Source organism: Mycolicibacterium mageritense, from assembly GCF_010727475.1.
Taxonomy (GTDB): Bacteria; Actinomycetota; Actinomycetes; order Mycobacteriales; family Mycobacteriaceae; genus Mycobacterium; species Mycobacterium mageritense.
Window position 1 is genome coordinate 477,177 of sequence record NZ_AP022567.1, and the last position, 18,333, is coordinate 495,509.

18 protein-coding genes are annotated in these 18,333 nt (G+C 67.5%); 9 read left to right on the forward strand and 9 right to left on the reverse strand.

Annotated elements, in window-relative coordinates; all coding sequences use genetic code 11:
- Positions 1–3: 3 nt before the first annotated feature.
- From narJ to G6N67_RS02285, 6 genes are all read right to left on the reverse strand, one after another.
- The gene (narJ, locus tag G6N67_RS02260) at positions 4–642 is read right to left on the reverse strand and encodes a nitrate reductase molybdenum cofactor assembly chaperone (protein ID WP_036437679.1); all 639 of its coding nucleotides are present in this window, start codon (positions 640–642) and stop codon (positions 4–6) included.
- Positions 642–2,288 (reverse strand): nitrate reductase subunit beta, encoded by a 1,647-nt coding sequence (gene narH, locus G6N67_RS02265; RefSeq protein ID WP_036437681.1) that lies wholly within the window; start codon positions 2,286–2,288, stop codon positions 642–644. Before narH ends, narJ begins: the two co-directional genes overlap by 1 nt.
- The gene (locus G6N67_RS02270) at positions 2,285–5,962 is read right to left on the reverse strand and encodes a nitrate reductase subunit alpha (RefSeq protein WP_036437683.1); all 3,678 of its coding nucleotides are present in this window, start codon (positions 5,960–5,962) and stop codon (positions 2,285–2,287) included. Before G6N67_RS02270 ends, narH begins: the two co-directional genes overlap by 4 nt.
- Positions 5,959–7,182, reverse strand: a complete 1,224-nt coding sequence (locus G6N67_RS02275) for a nitrate/nitrite transporter (protein ID WP_036437684.1) — start codon at positions 7,180–7,182, stop codon at positions 5,959–5,961. The genes G6N67_RS02270 and G6N67_RS02275 overlap by 4 nt, the downstream gene beginning before the upstream one ends.
- 125 nt (positions 7,183–7,307) lie before the next feature.
- Positions 7,308–8,366 carry a hypothetical protein gene (locus G6N67_RS02280; protein WP_036437686.1) on the reverse strand — a complete coding sequence of 353 codons (1,059 nt, stop codon included), beginning with the start codon at positions 8,364–8,366 and terminating at the stop codon, positions 7,308–7,310.
- 18 nt (positions 8,367–8,384) lie between these two features.
- Entirely contained in the window at positions 8,385–8,777 is a 393-nt protein-coding gene (locus tag G6N67_RS02285) for a (deoxy)nucleoside triphosphate pyrophosphohydrolase (RefSeq protein ID WP_036437688.1), read from the reverse strand.
- Between the two features lie 27 nt (positions 8,778–8,804).
- Here G6N67_RS02285 and G6N67_RS02290 point away from each other — a divergent pair, with 27 nt between their 5' ends.
- A complete protein-coding gene (locus G6N67_RS02290) occupies positions 8,805–9,089 on the forward strand; it encodes a 4a-hydroxytetrahydrobiopterin dehydratase (RefSeq protein WP_036437690.1) in 285 nt (94 codons plus the stop codon).
- Here the strand turns inward: G6N67_RS02290 and G6N67_RS02295 are convergent.
- A complete protein-coding gene (locus tag G6N67_RS02295; protein WP_036438615.1) occupies positions 9,034–10,197 on the reverse strand; it encodes a mannosyltransferase in 1,164 nt (387 codons plus the stop codon). The genes G6N67_RS02290 and G6N67_RS02295 overlap by 56 nt on opposite strands.
- A 258-nt stretch (positions 10,198–10,455) precedes the next feature.
- Between G6N67_RS02295 and G6N67_RS02300 the strand changes: the two genes are divergently transcribed.
- A complete protein-coding gene (locus G6N67_RS02300; protein ID WP_036437691.1) occupies positions 10,456–11,058 on the forward strand; it encodes a hypothetical protein in 603 nt (200 codons plus the stop codon).
- A 43-nt stretch (positions 11,059–11,101) separates the two neighbouring features.
- On the forward strand, positions 11,102–12,079 hold the full coding sequence (locus tag G6N67_RS02305) for an Rv1157c family protein (RefSeq protein ID WP_036437693.1): 978 nt from the start codon (positions 11,102–11,104) through the stop codon (positions 12,077–12,079).
- A gap of 80 nt (positions 12,080–12,159) precedes the next feature.
- Here the strand turns inward: G6N67_RS02305 and G6N67_RS02310 are convergent, their stop codons facing one another.
- Positions 12,160–12,309, reverse strand: a complete 150-nt coding sequence (locus tag G6N67_RS02310; RefSeq protein ID WP_063835163.1) for a DUF1059 domain-containing protein — start codon at positions 12,307–12,309, stop codon at positions 12,160–12,162.
- Positions 12,310–12,344: 35 nt separating this feature from the next.
- On the opposite strand from G6N67_RS02310, the gene G6N67_RS02315 reads away from it, so the two are divergent.
- Positions 12,345–12,998: a nitroreductase family protein gene (locus tag G6N67_RS02315; protein WP_036437695.1), complete on the forward strand. Its 654-nt coding sequence runs from the start codon at positions 12,345–12,347 to the stop codon at positions 12,996–12,998.
- Between the two features lie 161 nt (positions 12,999–13,159).
- Here G6N67_RS02315 and G6N67_RS02320 read toward each other — a convergent pair whose 3' ends face one another.
- Positions 13,160–13,738, reverse strand: a complete 579-nt coding sequence (locus G6N67_RS02320) for an HhH-GPD-type base excision DNA repair protein (RefSeq protein WP_036437696.1) — start codon at positions 13,736–13,738, stop codon at positions 13,160–13,162.
- Between the two features lie 104 nt (positions 13,739–13,842).
- On the opposite strand from G6N67_RS02320, the gene G6N67_RS02325 reads away from it, so the two are divergent.
- From G6N67_RS02325 to G6N67_RS02345, 5 genes are read left to right on the forward strand one after another with little or no spacing between them, the layout of a single operon-like run.
- A complete protein-coding gene (locus G6N67_RS02325; protein ID WP_036437698.1) occupies positions 13,843–14,145 on the forward strand; it encodes a DUF732 domain-containing protein in 303 nt (100 codons plus the stop codon).
- Between the two features lie 36 nt (positions 14,146–14,181).
- Positions 14,182–15,381, forward strand: a complete 1,200-nt coding sequence (locus G6N67_RS02330; RefSeq protein ID WP_036437700.1) for a sensor histidine kinase — start codon at positions 14,182–14,184, stop codon at positions 15,379–15,381.
- Positions 15,378–16,166, forward strand: a complete 789-nt coding sequence (locus G6N67_RS02335; protein WP_036437702.1) for a LytR/AlgR family response regulator transcription factor — start codon at positions 15,378–15,380, stop codon at positions 16,164–16,166. The genes G6N67_RS02330 and G6N67_RS02335 overlap by 4 nt, the downstream gene beginning before the upstream one ends.
- On the forward strand, positions 16,159–16,527 hold the full coding sequence (locus G6N67_RS02340; protein ID WP_036437703.1) for a hypothetical protein: 369 nt from the start codon (positions 16,159–16,161) through the stop codon (positions 16,525–16,527). Before G6N67_RS02335 ends, G6N67_RS02340 begins: the two co-directional genes overlap by 8 nt.
- Positions 16,524–18,254 carry a sodium/solute symporter gene (locus G6N67_RS02345; protein WP_036437705.1) on the forward strand — a complete coding sequence of 577 codons (1,731 nt, stop codon included), beginning with the start codon at positions 16,524–16,526 and terminating at the stop codon, positions 18,252–18,254. Before G6N67_RS02340 ends, G6N67_RS02345 begins: the two co-directional genes overlap by 4 nt.
- The last annotated feature ends 79 nt before the right edge of the window (positions 18,255–18,333 follow it).

The window sequence follows — 18,333 nt, forward strand, 5'->3', positions numbered from 1 at the left end:
CAGCTACCTCCTGCGCGGTGGCACGGTCAGTTGAAATGGCTGCAGTCCAACGGTTTCCATCGGCGGTCCGGACATCATCAGGCGCGAGACGTCGTCCACCGAGGCCAGCGCCGGCAGGGTGGCATCCACCGCCGCGACGACAGGCGCGTAGGGCGATCTCCGCTCGGCCAACGCCTGGGCCACCACACCGATGGGCACGCGGTATTTGGCGAGCAGCCGCCTTCCGGCCTCCGGGGCGACCGTCGCCGCGAACTCCAGCACCACCGGAAGATGGTCGGGTGCCTCTCCTTTGGGGATCTCGACGCCTGCGGCACGGTAGGTCTGGGTGAATTCGACCATCTGCGCACCTCGGTTACGAGTATCGCCTGCCGTCCAGTACGTCAGCAGCATGCTGCACCGCTTGTGCAGGTCGAAGGTGTCGACGTACTCCTGCTGCAGCTCCATCGTGGGGCGCAGGCTCAACCCGACAACGGTTTCGCCGAGCAGCGCCCGGGGTTCACCGGTGACGTGATCCAGTAGGCGTGCCGCGGTCTGCAGCCGGTCCAGATGGCCGTCGTCCGGGTAGGCCAGCAGCAGCGACGCCGCCTGCCACACCAGACGATCCTGCATCGTGTTGTCGCGGGTTCGATTGCGACGCTTCATCATCGATCACCACTCGGGAACATGCCCGACGGTACTCCCCTGCCATCCCAGTTGAGCAGGTTCACGCGCGAGGGGTTCTCGGCGTTGGCGGCCATGCCGCCACTGGTCTGCCGGTGCTGCAACGCGTGGAAGGTCTCCACGGCCACCGGCACGGGCCCGCCGCTGGCCTCGCCGAACGGGCCCGACTCGTACATACCCGGTCCGCCCTCGAATGACAGTGAGCATCCCGGCTCTTCCACCGGGTGCCCCTCCGGGTTGTAGGCGGTCGGGATGACATAACGCTCTTCGTATTTCGCGAGTGCCAGCAGTCGGTACATGTCGTAGACCTGTTCTTCGGTCATGCCGACTGCGGCGGGGATGTGGCCCTGGGTCTCGCGGCCGAGGTTGATGTCGCGCATGTAGGAACGCATGGCCGCGAGCCTGCGCAATACGCCCTCGACCACGCCGGTGTCACCGGCCGTGAACAATCCGGCCAGGTACTCGATCGGGATCCGTAGCGCGTCGAGCGCACCGAACAGGTTGCCGAGATCCTCGCCGTCGTGCCCGTCGCGGCTGACCGCGTCGACCACCGGCGACAGCGGCGGGATGTACCAGACCATCGGTACGGTCCGGAATTCCGGATGCAGTGGCAGCGCAACACCGTAGGTGTGGATCAGTTTGTAGACCGGTGAGCGTTGCGCCGCCTCGATCCATTCGTCGGAGATGCCCTCTGCGCGCGCCCCGGCGATCACCTGCGGGTCGGTCGGATCGAGCAGAATCTGGCGCTGCGCCTCGTAGAGATCCTTGTCGTCGGGCACCGACGCCGCCTCCAGCACCCGGTCCACGTCGTAGAGCACGAGCCCGAGATACCGCAGTCGGCCCACGCAGGTTTCCGAGCACACCGTCGGCAATCCGACCTCGATGCGCGGATAGCACAGCGTGCATTTCTCGGCCTTGCCGGTCTTGTGGTTGAAATACACCTTCTTGTAAGGACATCCGGACACGCACATGCGCCAGCCCCGGCAACGGTCCTGGTCGACCAGCACGATGCCGTCCTCGGAACGCTTGTACATCGCGCCCGACGGACATGAGGCCACGCACGCCGGATTCAGGCAGTGCTCGCAGATCCGCGGCAGATAGAACATGAAGGTCTGCTCGAGTTCGAGCTTGACCTGCTCGCTGACCTGTTTGAGCACCGGGTCACCCGGCACGATCTCCGGCGATCCCGCCAGATCGTCATCCCAGTTGGCCGACCACGACACCTTCATGGGCTTGCCGGTGATCAGGCTCCGTGGCGGTGCCGTGGGGATGTGCTCGCCCAGAGGCGCCGACGTCAGGTTCTCGTAGTCGTAGGTCCACGGCTCGTAGTAGTCGTCGATGGACGGCAGCTTGGGGTTGGCGAAGATCCTGGCAAGCTTGGCCAGCCGACCCCCGTCCCGCAGCCGCAGCCGGCCGCGGCGGTCCAGCCGCCAGCCGCCGCGCCAGCGGTCCTGGTCTTCGTAGGTGCGTGGATAGCCTTGTCCGGGACGGGTTTCGACGTTGTTGAACCACACGTACTCGGTGCCCGACCGGTTGGTCCAGGCCTGCTTGCACGTCACCGAGCAGGTCTGACACCCGATGCACTTGTCGAGGTTCATCACCATCGCCATCTGGGCCATGACCTTCATTGGTAGCGCACCTCCTGAGAACGTCGCCGCACCACCGTCACCTCGTCTCGTTGATTGCCGGTCGGACCGAGGTAGTTCCACGCGAACGCGTGCTGTGCGTATCCGCCGGCCAGATGACTCGGCTTGACCAAAAGCCGGGTCAGCGAATTGTGGATGCCGCCACGGGTTCCGGTGGTCTCCGTCAGCGGCACGTCGATGGTGCGCTCCTGTGCGTGATAGACGTAGACCACGCCCTCGGGCATCCGGTGACTCACCACCGCGCGGCACACCAGCACGCCGTTTCTGTTGACGGCTTCGATCCAATCGTTGTCCCGCACATTGATTTTCGCTGCATCGACTGGACTCATCCACATGGTGGGACCGCCTCGAGACAGCGACAGCATGAACAGGTTGTCCTGGTACTCCGAGTGGATCGACCACTTGGAGTGCGGCGTCAGATAACGCACGGTCAGCCCGATGCCACCCTCTCCGAGCCGTGGCTCGCCGAACAGTCGCGACATGTCCAGGGGCGGCCGGTAGATCGGCAACTGCTCGCCGAGTTCTTCGAGCCAGTCGTGATCGACATAGAAGTGCATGCGGCCGGTAAGCGTGTGGAACGGCTTGAGCTCCTCGATGTTGACCGTGAACGGCGCATACCGACGGCCCCCGGTCTCGCTGCCGGACCATTCCGGGCTCGTGATCACCGGAACGGGCCGCGCCTGCGTGTCGGCATAGGTGATCCGGCGTTCTTCACTGCCCTCGGCGAGGTGCACGAGTTTGCGCCCGGTGCGCTTCTCCAGTTCCTTGAAACCCTCGACCGCCAGCCGGCCGTTCGAGGTGCCGGACAGGGCGAGGATCACATCGACCATGCGCTCCGCCGTGGTGATCGCCGGGCGTCCTTGCGCCGCACCGGAATCCATCACGCCGAACTTGGCGGCGAGCTCGCGGACCTCCTGGTCCGGATGGGTGGTGACGCCCTTGGTCGTCAGGCCCAGCGTGTCGACCAACGGACCGAGCGCCGACCACTTGTCGGCGATCGCGGTGTAGTCCCGCTCCACCACCGCCAACGGGCCCATGGTCTTGCCCGGCACAGGCGTCTCGCCCGTGGTACGCCAGTCATGCTCGGTACCGCCCGGATACGCCATCGCACCCGGGGTGTCGTGCTGCAGCGTGCCCATCACCACGTCGGTACGCGTACCCAGGTGCCTGATCGCCAGCGCGCTGAAGGCCCGGGCGATCGCACCGAAAGCCTCGTAGTCCGAGCGGGTTTCCCACGGCGGGTCGACCGCGGGGCTGAACGCGTGCACGTACGGGTGCATGTCGGTGCTGGACAGGTCGGCCTTCTCGTACCACGTCGCAGCTGGCAGCACAACGTCCGACAGCAAGGTCGTCGACGTCATGCGGAAGTCGATCGACATCAGCAGGTCGAGCTTGCCTTCCGGAATGTCCTCGGTCCAGGTGACCTCGGCGGGGCGCAGACCTTCACCGGTGGGCTCGGCCTGGACGTTGGAAGTCGTGCCGAGCAGATGCCGCAGGAAGTATTCGTTGCCCTTGCTCGACGAGCCAAGCAGGTTGGCCCGCCAGATGTTCAGTACCCGTGGCCAGTTGGCCGGATTGTCCGGATCCGTGACGGCCAGTTTCAGGCCTCCGGCGGCCAGCTGCTCGGCCACGTATTGCGGCACCTCCTGTCCCGCGGCCTTGGCCTCGTCGGCCACCTCGAGACTGGAGCGGTCGAACTGCGGATAGAACGGCGTCCAGCCCATTGCCACCGCGGAACTCAGCACGTCCATGGTGTGCTTGTCCCGGAACCGGCCCCGCCCGGTGGGACTCGACAACGCGTCCGCGCGATAACCGTCGTAGCGCCACTGATCGGTGTGTGCATACCAGTACGACGTGCCCGCCATCTGCCGCGGCGGCCGGGACCAGTCGGTTCCCATCGCCATGGCCGCCCACCCCGTGACGGGACGACATTTCTCCTGACCGACGTAGTGTGCCCAGCCGCCGCCGTTGCGCCCCATCGATCCGGTGAGCAGCAGCAGGGCCAGCACCGCGCGGTAGGTGGCGTCGCCGTGGAACCACTGGCAGATGCCCGCACCCATGATGATCATGGACCGGCCGCCGGACTCCTCGGCGTTGCGGGCGAATTCGCGGGCGATCCGAATGGCCTGTGCGGCGGCGACTCCGGTGATCTCCTCCTGCCAGGCCGGCGTGTAGGGCCGGCCGGCATCGTCGTAACCTGAGGGCCATTCGCCGGGCAGCCCCGGGCGGGCCACGCCGTACTGCGCGAGCATCAGGTCGAACACCGTGCACACCAGGTGCTCACCGACGCGGCGCACCGGCACCCCGCGCCGCATGGTCGCGCCGCTGCCGTCGACGGTGTCGAACCGCGGCAGGCTGATCTCGGCGGTCTCGCCGACCTCGTCGGCGACCGTCAGCGCAGGGACCAGATCCTCCAGTTCGAGGTTCCATTTGCCCACCCCGTCGTTGCCGTAGCGGAATCCCAACGAACCCTGGGGCACCGCAACACTATTGCTCGCACCGTCGAGGATCGCCGGCTTGAACGCGGCATTCTCGACATCGTGTCCCAGGTCCGCGGCCGTGAGGTTCTTGCCCGGGACCAGCTCGCCGTCGCGTGCCTCGAGCTTGACCAGGAACGGCAGGTCGGTGTACTGCCGGACGTAGTCGACGAAGAACGGAACCCGTTTCTCGACAAAGCACTCCCTGAGGATCACATGGCCCATCGCCATCGCCAGCGCGCCGTCGGTGCCTGCCGCGCACGGCATCCACTCGTCGGCGAACTTGGTGTTGTCGGCGTAGTCCGGGCTTATGCTGACCACTTTGGTGCCGCGGTAGCGGACCTCGGCCATCCAATGCGCGTCGGGCGTGCGCGTGACGGGGACGTTGGAACCCCACATCATCAGATACGCCGCATCCCACCAGTCGCCCGACTCGGGCACGTCGGTCTGGTCGCCGAACACCTGCGGCGAGGCCACCGGCAGGTCGGCGTACCAGTCGTAGAACGATGTCATGACCCCGCCGACGAGTTCGACGAACCGCGAGCCGGCCGCGAATGACACCATCGACATCGCCGGGATCGGCGAGAATCCCGCAACCCGGTCCGGGCCATGGGTTTTGATGGTGTGCACATGTGCGGCGGCGATCATCTCGGTGGCCTCGGCCCAGCTGAGCCGCACCAGGCCGCCCTTGCCGCGAGCGCGGTGATAGCGCCGGCGCCGCTCCGGGTCACCCTGAATGTCGGCCCACGCCAACACCGGATCCTTCAAGCGCGCCTTGGCCTCGCGGTACATCTCGACCAGCACGCCACGGGCGTACGGATACCGCACCCGAGTAGGTGAATACGTGTACCAGGAGAACGCCGCACCGCGTGGGCAGCCGCGTGGCTCGTACTCCGGACGGTCGGGCCCCACCGACGGATAGTCGGTCTCCTGAGTCTCCCAGGTGATGATGCCGTCCTTGACGTAGATCTTCCACGAGCAGGATCCGGTGCAGTTGACGCCGTGAGTGGACCGCACCACCTTGTCATGGCTCCACCGGTCCCGGTAGAAGACGTCGCCCTCACGTCCACCGCGTCGGGTCACCGTGCGCAGGTCCGCGGAGTATTCGCCGGGTGTGAAGAACCTGCCGCTGCGTTCCAGCAGTTCTTCGACTGCGCCACCGACGTGGGGTTTGGTCATGATCGTGGCTCCTTCGCCGCGGGCGGCTCATGGGTGTGGAGCCGAGTTGCGGTGTACACCAACGCGACCAGCGCCGTCGCCACCAGCAACAGCAGGCCCACCGAATAGTCGTTGTCCACGGCATCGTAGGTCGATCCCATCACCAACGGCGGGAAGTAGCCGCCCAAACCACCTGCCGCAGCGACGATCCCGGTGACTGATCCGACCGACTGCGCCGGTGCCCGGCGGGCCACCCACGCGAACACGCCACCGGTACCGATCCCGAGGAAGACCGCAAGCGTGATGAACGTCGCGGCCGACCACACGTCCGGCGGCGGCTGGAACATCGCGACGAACGCCAGCGCGGCCGTCCCTGCGAACGACGCCAGCACGACGTACTTGGGAGCGATGCGGTCCGACAGCGCGCCGCCGATCGGGCGTGCCAGCACTGCGGCGAGCGCAAAGCCCGCGGTGCGGGTGCCCGCCTCCACCGCGGTGAAGCCGTAGATGGTCTTGATGTAGGTGGGCAGGTAATTGCTGAATGCGACGAAACCGCCGAACACCACGGCATAGAGGAACGACATCTCCCAGGTCACCGGAAGTTTGACGGCGGCTTTGAGTTTGGGCAGCACCGGATCGGTGTTCGGCCGGAAATCGGGTGCGTTGCGCATCGCCACGATGCACAGCACCGCCGTTGCCGCGAGCGCCACGGCGATGATGGCGTGGGTGGCGAACAGGCCGAACCACCGCACGAACCGAGGCGTGAAGAACGCCGACAGCGCAGTGCCGACCATGCCCATGCCGAACACTCCGGTGGCAAACCCGCGGCGGGCGGGTTCGTACCAGTTGTTGGCGAACGGGATACCGACCGCGAAGATCGTGCCGGCGATGCCGAGGAAGAATCCGCACACCAGCAGGAACGGGTAGGAACCGGCACTCCCGGCCGCGCCGACGGCCAGCACGGGCGGAATCGATGCCAGCGTGACGACGAGGAACATGGTGCGCCCACCGAACCGGTCGGTGAGCGAACCGACGACGATGCGGCCGAGCGATCCGACCAGGATCGGGGTGGCTACCAGCATCGAAGCTTGCGTGCTCGACAGTCTCATGTCACCGGCGTATGTGGTGGACAGCGGGCCGATCATGTTCCAGGCCCAGAAATTGATCGCCGAAACCCAGGTAGCCAAAGCGAGATTCACACTCTGGCGCCGTGCGGTGTACGGCGCGGTTGCCGTGGTCACCTCTTCAGGGAAGCATCCACAAACGACATTTGCGTTATTTTCGCGGAAACGATATCGGCAACATCGCCGTACTCAAATTGATTTTGTTGTGGCACAACACCACTTCTTTTGCATTCAGCAAATTGTCACGGGTACGACAGCAACACCAATACCCGGCCGTCCGGGGAGGGCTCCGCAAAATCCGCCTCTGTCATGCCGTAATACTGCGCCTGGTCCTCGGTGATGTGGTCGATGACTTTGCCCTGCGCGGTCAGAGTCCCGTTGCGCATGCGCTTGATCACGCCGACAAAATCGGGCACCGAAAGGGATTCCGCCAACAACAAGGCCTCACCGCCGTCTGCCAATGTCACCAGCACTCCCGCGCCTGAATAGTTGTTGCCGCCACGGCCCGTTCCGCGCGGCGCCCAGTACACGGGCGCCGCTTCGGCGGTTCCGGCCACACGGCGGTACTGCCCGACGCTGTGCGTGCCGTCGGCGACGGTGACCATCGGCAGGGCCGCGACCGTGCGGTGTTCATGCCACCACATCCAGCCGATCGGAATGCCCACGATCGCGTAGATCAGCACCATGAGCATCAGCACGGGTTTCCACGCGATCTCCCAGCCGAGGCGGCGGTCCTGGCTCTCGAGTTGCCTGCGTCCGAATCGGAAGACGTACCAAGTCAATATGCGCGCCAGCGCCATCGCGGCGAGGATGGACAGCCCAGCGATTCCCGCCACGCGCCAGTAGAACGTGCTGTCGCCGTGATTGATCGTCGCGAGCACCATCACGGCGGGGATCGGCGCGGTCAGCAACAGCAACAGCGCATACGACGGATGGCTCGTCAGATACGTGTAATGGGCGGTCCAGGCGCGGTTGCCCGCGACGACGGTGTAGTCACCGACGTCCGCGCGCACCACGGGCGTCCACGAACCCTCGACCAGGCGGGGCCGGATCAGGTTGCGCACGAAGAAGAATCCGCACAGCACCGAGATCGCCAACGCACCCCAGAACACGCCAGGAACACTGCCGCCGGTGCCGGGCACGCCGAACGCTCCCCTGATGTCGATGACCTTCGCGATGAAGAACGCCAGCGGCAGCGCGAAGAACAACTCGACGAGCCACAGCTGGAGTAGTTGCGGGATGCGAGAACCGATGCGGTCGAATGCCAGTACACCACGCCAGATGAACCGCAGCACCCGCATGGACCGGAACAATAAGCGTCAGCCGGTGCGCAGCGCAGCAGAAAGATCGGGCAGCCACGCGCGGTCAGCGGGCACCCATGCCACGCGGTCGAGTTCGTCGGCGCGCACCCAACGCAACGCCCGGTGATCGTGGGGATGGGGACTGCCCGCGGTGAGCGACACGCGATACGCCCGAAGCGTCATGGCCGAGTTCAGCGCGACGTCGGCGCCCAGCCGCGGCCCGACGGTGACCTCGACGCCGAGTTCCTCGGCAAGCTCGCGGATCAGCGCGTCGGCATCGCTCTCCCCCGGCGCCACCTTGCCGCCCGGCAGTTCCCACAACCCGGCAAGCTCGGGCGGGCGCGCCCGCTGCGCGACCAGGAGGCAGGCGCCCGAAATGAGCGCCCCGGCGACCACGATCTGCTCACTCATCGCGCCCGACGGTATAACGTCGAAAGCATGGCTGTGCTCACGAATGATCAAGTTGACGCCGCACTGCCCGATCTGCCCGGCTGGGAACGCGCGGCGGGTGCCCTGCGCCGGTCGATCAAGTTCCCGACGTTCTTGGACGGCATCGAAGCCGTGCGGCAGGTAGCGGAGTTCGCGGAACTCAAAGACCATCATCCGGACATCGACATCCGTTGGCGGACAGTCACTTTCGCCCTTGTGACGCATTCCGCCGGCGGGATCACGGAGAAGGATCTGTCGATGGCCGCAGAGATCGATCGGATCCTCGGCCAGTAGCGGCGATCCAGCCCAACGTCGCCAGCGCCGCGACCAGGTAGACCAGGCCGGCCCAGGCCAGGTACCAGGGCCTGCTGATCTCCCAGATGGTGGGCTGGGCAAAACTCAAAACCCAGGGCACGCCGACGAGGGTCAGCGCGAGCCACACCCAGCCCAGCAGCCGAGCGCCCGACCGGTCGGCCAGCGGTCCGTGGAACAGCCACATCATCAACGGGACCAGCCACACCCAGTGATGCGTCCACGAGATCGGCGACAGCAGCAGCCCGAACAGGCTCACGATGAGAATCGCCCCGAGCCGGTCAGCATCGCCGCCGATCGCGCGCCACGCCAACACGGCGAGTACGGCGGTGACGGCGATCCCGGCCAGCACCAGCGGACCGTATTCGGCGTCGTAGCCCAGGATGCGCGAGATCGCCCCCCGCCATGACTGGTTGAACGACGTGCCGATGGGCCCGACCCGGCTGGCATCGCCGAGCAATTCGGTGAAGTAGTAACGGGTCTGGTCACCGGTGACCAACGCCGAGACCCCGATCGTGCCGAAGAACACGAGCGCGGAGAACACCGCGACGGCCCACCGTCGGGCGCCGGCGAAGTAGAGCCCCGCGACGGCAGGCGTGAGCTTCACGCCTGCGGCGAGCCCGACCAGCAGCCCCGAAAGCCACCACCGCGTGCAGTAGACCGCGTACAGCACGGCCAGCACCAGCACCAGGTTGACCTGGCCGTAGTCGAGGTTGCTGCGGACCGGTTCGGTCCAGATGCCCAGCGCGGTCCACAACATGGCCTGCCGCGTACTGGTCAGATTCAGCAAGCGCTGGGTGATCCGCACGATTCCGTACAGCGCCGCGATGCACCCGAGCTGCCAGGCGAGCGCGACGAACCCGAACGGCAGCAGGTGAAGCGGGTAGAACACGACGGCTGCGAACGGCGGGTACGTGAACGGCAGCGGGAAATCCGGTGTGACGTCGCTGTACTCGTACCGGTAGAGGGTGCCGGGGTGATCGAGCGCCGCCGCCCCGCCGAGATAGACGTGCAGGTCGACGAAGTTCGTCGCGTTGGGCACCAGGTATGTCCATGCCAGCCGGCCGGCGATGCTGAGCACCAGCAACATCGGCGCAAGCTTGAGCAGCCGCACGGTGAATGCGGCCCGGACCGGGGTTGATGGCGTGGTGTTTACCGGGCCGACTCTATCGTCCGCCCATTTCGTCACTCCGTCGTGACGCTCGGCACGGCGGCGCGCACGCGGCGGTCGGTAACCGATTCCCGTCACTGCCGTAACGGTTGAATAAATGCCACACGTGTCACTTGAGTAACACCAGTAACCCGATAGTTTCGGCTCCAGACGTGCAGTCAACCGATTGGGAGAACCATGAAACTCACCTGGAAAATGCTTTCCACCAGCATGATCGCGGCAGCAGGCGCTGTCCCGGTCGCCCTGGTGCTCAGCGGAAGCGCGAGTGCCGAACCGGTGCCCGCACCGGCGCCGCCCGGTGTGCCGATCATCGATCAAATCGCCGCCGCGCCGGCCGCCGCCGCGCCGCAACTGCTGCAGGGCGTCACTTCTGCCCTGACCGGCGCCCCGGCGCCCGCGCCCGCTCCGGCACCCGCGGCCACGGCGTCGGTCACGCTGCCGCAGATGCCCGCGACCGCACCGGCGGCAACCGCTCCCGCGGCAACGGCGCCCACAGCAACCGGGCCGGCCTCGCTGCTGCCGTCGGCCGACATCAACATCCCGCAGGTGCCCGGCATGCCGGTGCCCCTGCCCAAGCAGGTCAGCATCCCGGGCGACCTGACCGGGCTCATGCCTGTCGCCGCCAACGCGGTCGCCCCGGCGGCCAACGTGGCGGCACCGGTGGCCAACGTGGCCGCACCCGCAGCGACCGCTCCGGTGGCGACCGCTCCGGCAGCCGCCGCCGGGGCCGTGCCGAGCGCGTTGAGCCTGGCACCGCTGCTGACCGCCGGCCTGCCCTGATCACCGCCCCGGTCTGACCGTCCGAAACGCATTGGGAGCACCCATGTCACCGAAATCGTTGTTCGCCACCGCCATTGCCGTCGGTTCGGCTACCGCGCTGCTCTTGGGCAGCGGTATCGCCAACGCCGATCCGGCACCCCTGCCGCTGCCGATCGACAACCTGCAGGCGCCAGGGCTGTCGGCAGTCCAGGGCCTCAGCCCGGTCATTCAGCAGGCCGCGGCTGACCCGGCTGGTGCCGCACAACTGTTGATGGCCGCCGCGCAGGCGTTTGCCGCCAACAAATCGGAACCGGCTGACTCCCGCAATGTCGCGACGGCGGTCAACCACTTCGTGACCGACCCGGCGACGGCGGCGCCCGAGCACGTGCCCGCCGCCGGGGCCGGTCCCGAAGCGCACCTGCCGAGCGGCGTCGACCCGGCCCACTCGGTCGGACCGGCCGTCGAGGCAGCGCCGCTGGCTGCACCGGCGCCTGCCCCCGAGGCCGCACCGGCTCCCGCACCCGAGGCGGCACCTGCGCCCGCTCCAGCCCCTGCACCGGAAGCCGCGCCTGCGCCGGCACCCGCTCCCGCACCCGAGGGCGCGCCGGCGCCCCCACCGGGATTCGGGCCGGACACGCCGCCGACGCAGGACTTCATGTATCCGTCGATCAGCAACGGCTGCCTCAAGGACGGCGGAAACGTTCTCGCGACGGCGATCTCGGTGGCAGGCCCGGCGAAGATCCCGGCGCCCGGACCGGCCGCGGGCCAGACGGCCTACGTGTTCACCGCGGTCGGAACCCCGGGACCGGCCGCCGAGCAGAAGCTGCCGCTGAACGTCACGTGGGTCAACCTGACCACCGGCAAGTCGGGCAGCGTGACGCTCAAGCCACGGCCCGACATCAACCCGCAGGGACCGACGACACTCACCGCGATCGCCGACACCGGGTCAGGCAGCATCATGTCGACGATCTTCGGCCAGGTGACCACGACCGAGAAGCAATGCCAGTTCATGCCCACCATCGGTTCCACGGTGGTGCCCTGACATCACGGAAAATGGGGAAAGGAAATTCCCGGTCGCCGGCTCCGGCTGGCGACCGGGAATTTTGTCTGGGGACAGGTCGGTCAGTAGGCCATGAAGAGGATCATGTCCCGGTCGTATTCGCGGCCGGGGTGGGACTCGGCGAGGTGTGCCTGAGCCTTCTCGACCAGATCGTCCTCGTCGGTCCCGGTGATCGCCTCGCCGCACGGGCAGTTGAGATGTGTCTTCGCCATATCATCACCATCGCATAAGTGGGTTGAATGTCGATATGGACTTGTACGACGTCATGCGCACGACCGGAGCCGCCCGCCAGTTCACCGACGATCCGCTGCCCGACGAGGTGCTGGAACGGATTCTCGACAACGCACGCTTCGCGCCCAGCGGCGGCAACCGGCAGGGCAACCGCGTCATCGTTGTCCGTGACCAGCAGACGCGCGAGGCACTCGCCGATCTCAGCCGCACCGGTATGCGGCGCTACATCGCCCAGCAGCGCAACGGCGAGAACCCTTGGAACCCTTTGCATCCCCCTGGCGTGTCCGACGAGCAGATCGCGGCCGTGGACGCGCCGCGGGCCGCGCAGCTGCTCGATGCGGCCGTGGTGCTGGTGGCCTGTGTCGACCTCGGCGTGGTCGCCGCGTTCGACCAGGATCTCGACCGCATCGGCGTGGTATCGGGCGCGTCGGTGTACCCGTTCGTGTGGAACATCCTGCTGTCCGCCCGCAACGAGGGTTACGGCGGTGTGCTCACCACGATGGCGATCGCAGAGGAGCCGCGGGTCAAGGAGCTGCTCGGCATCCCCGACGAGTACGCGATCGCCGCGGTGGTGCCATTGGGCAAGCCGGTCCGTCAGTTCACCAAGCTGACGCGCAAGCCGGTATCGGAGATCGCCGTACGTGAGCGGTTCGACGGGGAGGCGTTCTAGCTCCTGCGTCTGCGTTCACTCTGCGATGACGGCGCTGCCCACTGCACTTTCCCGCCATAGCCGCAGGGTCAACTCTGGGCCTCCCCCACTTTGCGTTGACTTTGCGGTGACGGCGCTGCCCACTCGCGCTTTCGCGCCATAGCCGCAGAGCCAACTCCGAGCTAGCCCTTGGCGGCCTTGGCTGCCGCCTTCATCTGCTTCTTGTAGGACCGCACCTGCTGCAACGAGGCGGCATCCACTACGTCGGCCACTGACATGTGGGTGCCGGCCTTGCCGTAGTCACCCGCGGCGGCGCGCCATCCTGCCGGCGTCACGCCGTACTGCTTGCCGAGCAGCGCCAGGAAGATCCGGGCCTTCTGGTCGCCGAACCCGGGCAGCTTCTTGAGACGGCGCAGCACCTCTTTGCCGTCCGGGTCGCCTGCGGTCCACAAGGCTGTGACGTCGCCGTCGTACTCGTCGACGACGGCCTGCGCGAGCGCCTGCACCCGCTTGGCCATCGATCCCGGAAACCGGTGAATGGCAGGGGTTTCCGAGCACAGCGCGACGAACTTGTCCGGGTTGTATTCCGCGATCTGGCGCGCATCGACGCCGCCGATGCGGTCGGCGATCTTCTTGGGCCCGGCGAACGCCGTCTCCATCGGGATCTGCTGGTCAAGCATCATCCCGACCAGCAGTGCGAACGGGTTGTCCTCCAGCAACGCGTCGGCGGCCGGGTCTTGAACGAGCTGCAGTTTTCCCACGTCGCCAGTCTAGGACCACGCGGTGGCGGAGCAATCCGTCCTCGCTTTTTGACGCCTCCGTCGGTGCAGTGTGCAAACGTGTACGCGACAACTGCCCATAGGAGATGGACATGAGACGTGTGCTTGCCCCTCTATTCGCAGCGATGGCCACCGCCATCGCCTTGGCGGCCACGGCCAATGCCGTGCCGGACCAGGGCACGCCGGCATTCGACGAGTACATGCAGGGTCTCGACCGAAACGGTTATCACCTGAACCCTGACACCGCGTGGCGCGTCGCCCATCAGGCGTGCATCGGCGGGCTGCCGGGCTATATCGGTTTGGAGCTGGCTGCGCAAGGAGTCATCGGCCCCGGGGCACAGGAGCGCGTGATGGACGTGGCCAGAAAATACGCCTGCCCGGTTCAGTAAGTTCAGTAATCAGCGCAGTTTAAGGTTGGCCGCAAGATGTCGGTCGAGGTTGCGGTTGCGCTGGCATTGGCGCTGATGCTGACGGCGGTGGCCGCCGTCGTGGTGGTGCGCACCCGCCGCGTCGTCGCGACCCCCACCGAACGCGCGGTCCACACCGCGCTGCACACCGCGTCGCTGGCCGCGCGGGCCCTGCGTCGTGGGCTCGACACCGACTCCGCACAGACCGCCGCGCCGTTCCTGCGCGGGCTCACCGGCACGGAAGGACTCGCGCTGTTCGACAGCGACGGGGCGCTGCTGGCGCGCGATCAGGGCGACGCCGCGATCTGGGTGCCCGACCTGGTCGACACCAGCGCCGCCACGGCGAAGGAGTCGATCGCCGGGCAGCGCCGGGTGCTGCGGGAAGTGCGGACGACGGCCGTCGTCGCCCAACCGCTGTTGACCGAGGGCGGCGACGTGCTCGGCGTGCTCGTGGTGGTCACGGTCGGCACACCAGGGCCCGGCATGCTCGGCGCGGTGGGCGAAGTGGCCCGCTATGCCGCGAGCCAGATCGAACTGGCGGAGCTCGACGCGTCGCGGGCGCGATTGGACCGGGCCGAGGTGCTCGCGCTGCGCGCGCAGATCAGCCCGCACTTCATCTACAACGCGCTCAACACCATCGCGTCGTTCGTGCGCACCGATCCCGACCGGGCCCGCGAACTGATCCTGGAATTCGCCGATTTCACCCGCTATTCGTTCCGGGCGGCAGGCCAGTACACGACGCTGGCCGAGGAGCTGCGCAACATCGACCGCTACCTCACCCTGGAGCGGGCCAGGTTCGGCGCCGCGCTCAAGGTCCGGCTGCAGGTGGCTCCCGAGGTGCTCAACGTGGTGGTGCCGTTCCTTGCCCTGCAACCGCTGGTGGAGAACGCAGTCCGGCACGGACTGGCCGGGCAGGGCGGCGGATCGGTCGAGATCGTGGCGCACGACGCCGGAACCGACTGCGTGATCACCGTCGAGGACGACGGCGCAGGCATGGACCCCGACCAACTGCGCTCGGCGCAGGGCGACGCGCTGGCCGACCGCACCGACCAGTCCGCGCACGTCGGCCTGACCAATGTCGACCATCGGCTGCGCGCGGCGTTCGGCAACGATTACGGTCTGGTGGTCGAGACAGCGATCGGAGCGGGCACCAAGGTCATCATGCGGGTACCGAAGTTCCGTTCCGGGGTGCGCGCCAGCGGAGGTGCAGTGGGGTGAGCGCCAACCTGACCGTGCTCGCGGTCGACGATGAAGCACCCGCCCTCGACGAGTTGGCCTACCTGCTGGGACGGCATCCCGACGTCGCACACGTCCACACGGCCAGTGACGCCACGACCGCGCTGCGCGAACTCAACCGGCACACCATCGACGCGGTGTTCCTCGACATCAACATGCCCGGCTTGTCGGGTATCGAACTAGCCGGTGTGCTAAGGAATTTCGCGCACCAGCCGGCCGTGGTGTTCGTGACGGCGCACGACGACAAGGCCGTCGCCGCCTTCGACGTCGGCGCCATCGACTATCTGCTCAAGCCCATCCGGCAGAATCGGCTCGACGAGGCGGTACGCCGGATCAGCTCGGGTGCGGCGCAATCGAGCGAACCGGCCGCTGCGCCGGACGATCAGGACTCCGACGTGCTGCCCGCCGAACTCGGCGGCATCACGCACCTGGTGCCCCGCGACAGCATCGGCTGGGTCGAGGCCGAGGGCGACTATGCCCGCCTGCACTCGGCCACCGGTGCACACCTGGTCCGAATCCCTTTGAGCACCTTGGAAACCCGCTGGCGGGACCACGGTTTCCAGCGTATCCACCGGTCGTATCTGGTGTCTCTTCGACTGGTGACCGGCCTGCGCACGAGCGACGGCGCGGTGCTCGTGCGCATGAGGGCCAACGGCGCCTCTCCCGCGGTCGAGCTTCCCGTGAGCCGCAGGCAGGCGCGCGAATTGCGGGACCGCCTGGTGCGCGACCCGCTGCGCAACCTCAAACCGGCGGGCAGCGATGAGTGAACGACCACAACGGCAACGCGTCGTACTCGCCCACCGGCGCGGCGCACGGATGGTGCGGACACGTATCGAGGTTCAGGAACAGACCCAGGTCGGCGACGCCCTGGTGCGCGGGTTGGTCAGGGCCCAGCTCGGGCTCGCGTTGCGGTTGGCGTCGGTCGTCGTCGCGACGGTGGTAACTCTCGTGGTGCTCAACGCGACGGTCCCGGAGTTGGCCGATCTCAACGTCTTCGGCATCCGGCTCAACTGGCTGATCCTGGCCGGGCTGGTCTATCCCCTGCTCTACGGCGTGGGACGACTCTATGTTCGGCTGGCCGAGCAGGCCGAGCGGGACTTCGTCCGAGTCGTCGACAGCGAGCCGTGACCGGCTCCCCGCTGACCGCGGTCGCCCTGCTCGCGGCGGCGGTCGCCACCGTGGCCATCGGCGCGTACGGCGTCAGGTTCTCCCGCACCACATCCGACTTCCTCGTCGCGTCCCGTAGCGTCGGGCCGCGCTGGAACGCTGCGGCGGTCTCCGGCGAATACCTGTCCGCGGCATCCTTTCTCGGCGTCGCCGGGCTGATCGCCAAGTACGGCGCCGATGCACTGTGGTACCCGGTCGGCTTCACGGCGGGTTACCTGGGCCTGTTGTTGTTCGTGGCCGCTCCGCTGCGCCGGTCCGGCGCCTACACGGTGCCCGACTTCGCCGAGTTCCGGCTGGGCTCACCACGATTGCGCAGAGTCGCGATGCTCGTCGTGGTGATGATCTGCGTGTTCTATCTGGCGCCCCAATACCAGGGCGCCGGGCTCGCCCTGAAAACGCTTCTCGGCATGCCGGTTTGGGTCGGGCCGTTGCTGGTGGGCGCCATCGTCATCGCCAATGTGGTGGCAGGCGGCATGCGTTCGATCACGTTCGTGCAGGCCTTCCAGTACTGGCTCAAGCTCACCGCGATTGCGATCCCGGCGCTCGCCCTGCTGGGCTTGTTCGTCAGCGACCGTGGCGAACTCGGCGGGCCGCTACCGCCGAGCGTGCAGCACCAGACCACGGTCGCCGTCGACACCGATGTGGTGGTCCAGGTCGTCGAACCGGCGGGCATCACGGTGTCCGGAACGCTCGACGGCCGTCACGTCGACACCGCGACGTTCGGTGCTCCCGGCGAGCACACGCTGGGCAAGGGCACGACCCTCACGCTCGCGGCCGGCGCCGCCACACCCGTCGTCGCGGGTACGCCGAGCACCGGGACAGAGTGGATCGCCTCGGGCGGCGGGCTCGGCGGCGGCCACCCGCTGTATCAGGTGATGTCGATCATCGTCGCGACGTTCTTGGGCACCATGGGCCTGCCGCACGTGCTGGTGCGGTTCTACACCAATCCCGACGGGCGGGCCGCGCGCCGGACGGCATTGGCGGTGATCGCACTGGTGTCGCTGTTCTATCTGTTCCCGACGCTGCTCGGGGTGTTCTCCCGGTTGTATGTGCCGCAATTACTGATCACCGGGACGGCCGACGCCGCGGTGCTGCTGGCGCCGGGCTCGGCGATCGGCGGAGTGCTGGGCCAGTTGCTGGCCGCGCTGGTGGCGGCGGGCGCGATCGCCGCGTTCCTGGCGACATCGTCAGGCTTGCTGGTCAGCATCGCCGGTGCGCTGGCCACCGATGTGCTGCGCGGCCGGGTGCGCGATTTCCGCGTGGCTGCCGTGATCGGCGGCCTCATCCCAATTCCGTTGTCGCTGGTGGTGTCCGGGCTCGAACTGTCCCGCAGCGTCGGCCTGGCGTTCGCGGTCGCGGCGTCCACGCTGTGCCCGCTGCTGGTGCTCGGCATCTGGTGGCGCGGTCTGACCGCGGCCGGTGCGGCATGCGGCCTGGTGGTCGGCGGCGCGGTGTGCGGCACCGCGGTCCTGGTCGCCATCGCCGGAGGCGTCGACGAGACCGTGCTCGGCGGCTGGCCCGCGGTGATGGTGGGCTACCCGGCGGCGGTCAGCGTTCCGCTGGCCTTCGTGACCATGATCGTGGTCAGCCGATTCACGCGCGCGACACCGAATGTGGCGCAGATCTTCGCGCGCATGCACGTGCCGGAACGCCTTGGCATGGGAGTCGAACGGCTCCCGCGGGGCTGACTTCTCCGGCGACCGCTCATCGTCACCGACCGACCGCTCAGCGCAGCACTGCCCGGCTTCGGCGTATGGCCGCCACGCA

Bases quoted from the DNA above. Each gene is read 5' to 3' on its own strand.
- narJ (WP_036437679.1), bottom strand. From the start codon at position 642: ATGAAGCGTCGCAATCGAACCCGCGACAACACGATGCAGGATCGTCTG.
- G6N67_RS02310 (WP_063835163.1), bottom strand. From the start codon at position 12,309: ATGGCGAAGACACATCTCAACTGCCCGTGCGGCGAGGCGATCACCGGG.
- G6N67_RS02340 (WP_036437703.1), top strand. From the start codon at position 16,159: ATGAGTGAACGACCACAACGGCAACGCGTCGTACTCGCCCACCGGCGC.
- narH (WP_036437681.1), bottom strand. From the start codon at position 2,288: ATGAAGGTCATGGCCCAGATGGCGATGGTGATGAACCTCGACAAGTGC.
- G6N67_RS02325 (WP_036437698.1), top strand. From the start codon at position 13,843: ATGGACATGAGACGTGTGCTTGCCCCTCTATTCGCAGCGATGGCCACC.
- G6N67_RS02300 (WP_036437691.1), top strand. From the start codon at position 10,456: ATGAAACTCACCTGGAAAATGCTTTCCACCAGCATGATCGCGGCAGCA.
- G6N67_RS02305 (WP_036437693.1), top strand. From the start codon at position 11,102: ATGTCACCGAAATCGTTGTTCGCCACCGCCATTGCCGTCGGTTCGGCT.
- G6N67_RS02290 (WP_036437690.1), top strand. From the start codon at position 8,805: ATGGCTGTGCTCACGAATGATCAAGTTGACGCCGCACTGCCCGATCTG.
- G6N67_RS02295 (WP_036438615.1), bottom strand. From the start codon at position 10,197: ATGTTGCTGGTGCTCAGCATCGCCGGCCGGCTGGCATGGACATACCTG.
- G6N67_RS02330 (WP_036437700.1), top strand. From the start codon at position 14,182: ATGTCGGTCGAGGTTGCGGTTGCGCTGGCATTGGCGCTGATGCTGACG.
- G6N67_RS02270 (WP_036437683.1), bottom strand. From the start codon at position 5,962: ATGACCAAACCCCACGTCGGTGGCGCAGTCGAAGAACTGCTGGAACGC.
- G6N67_RS02315 (WP_036437695.1), top strand. From the start codon at position 12,345: ATGGACTTGTACGACGTCATGCGCACGACCGGAGCCGCCCGCCAGTTC.
- G6N67_RS02280 (WP_036437686.1), bottom strand. From the start codon at position 8,366: ATGCGGGTGCTGCGGTTCATCTGGCGTGGTGTACTGGCATTCGACCGC.
- G6N67_RS02285 (WP_036437688.1), bottom strand. From the start codon at position 8,777: ATGAGTGAGCAGATCGTGGTCGCCGGGGCGCTCATTTCGGGCGCCTGC.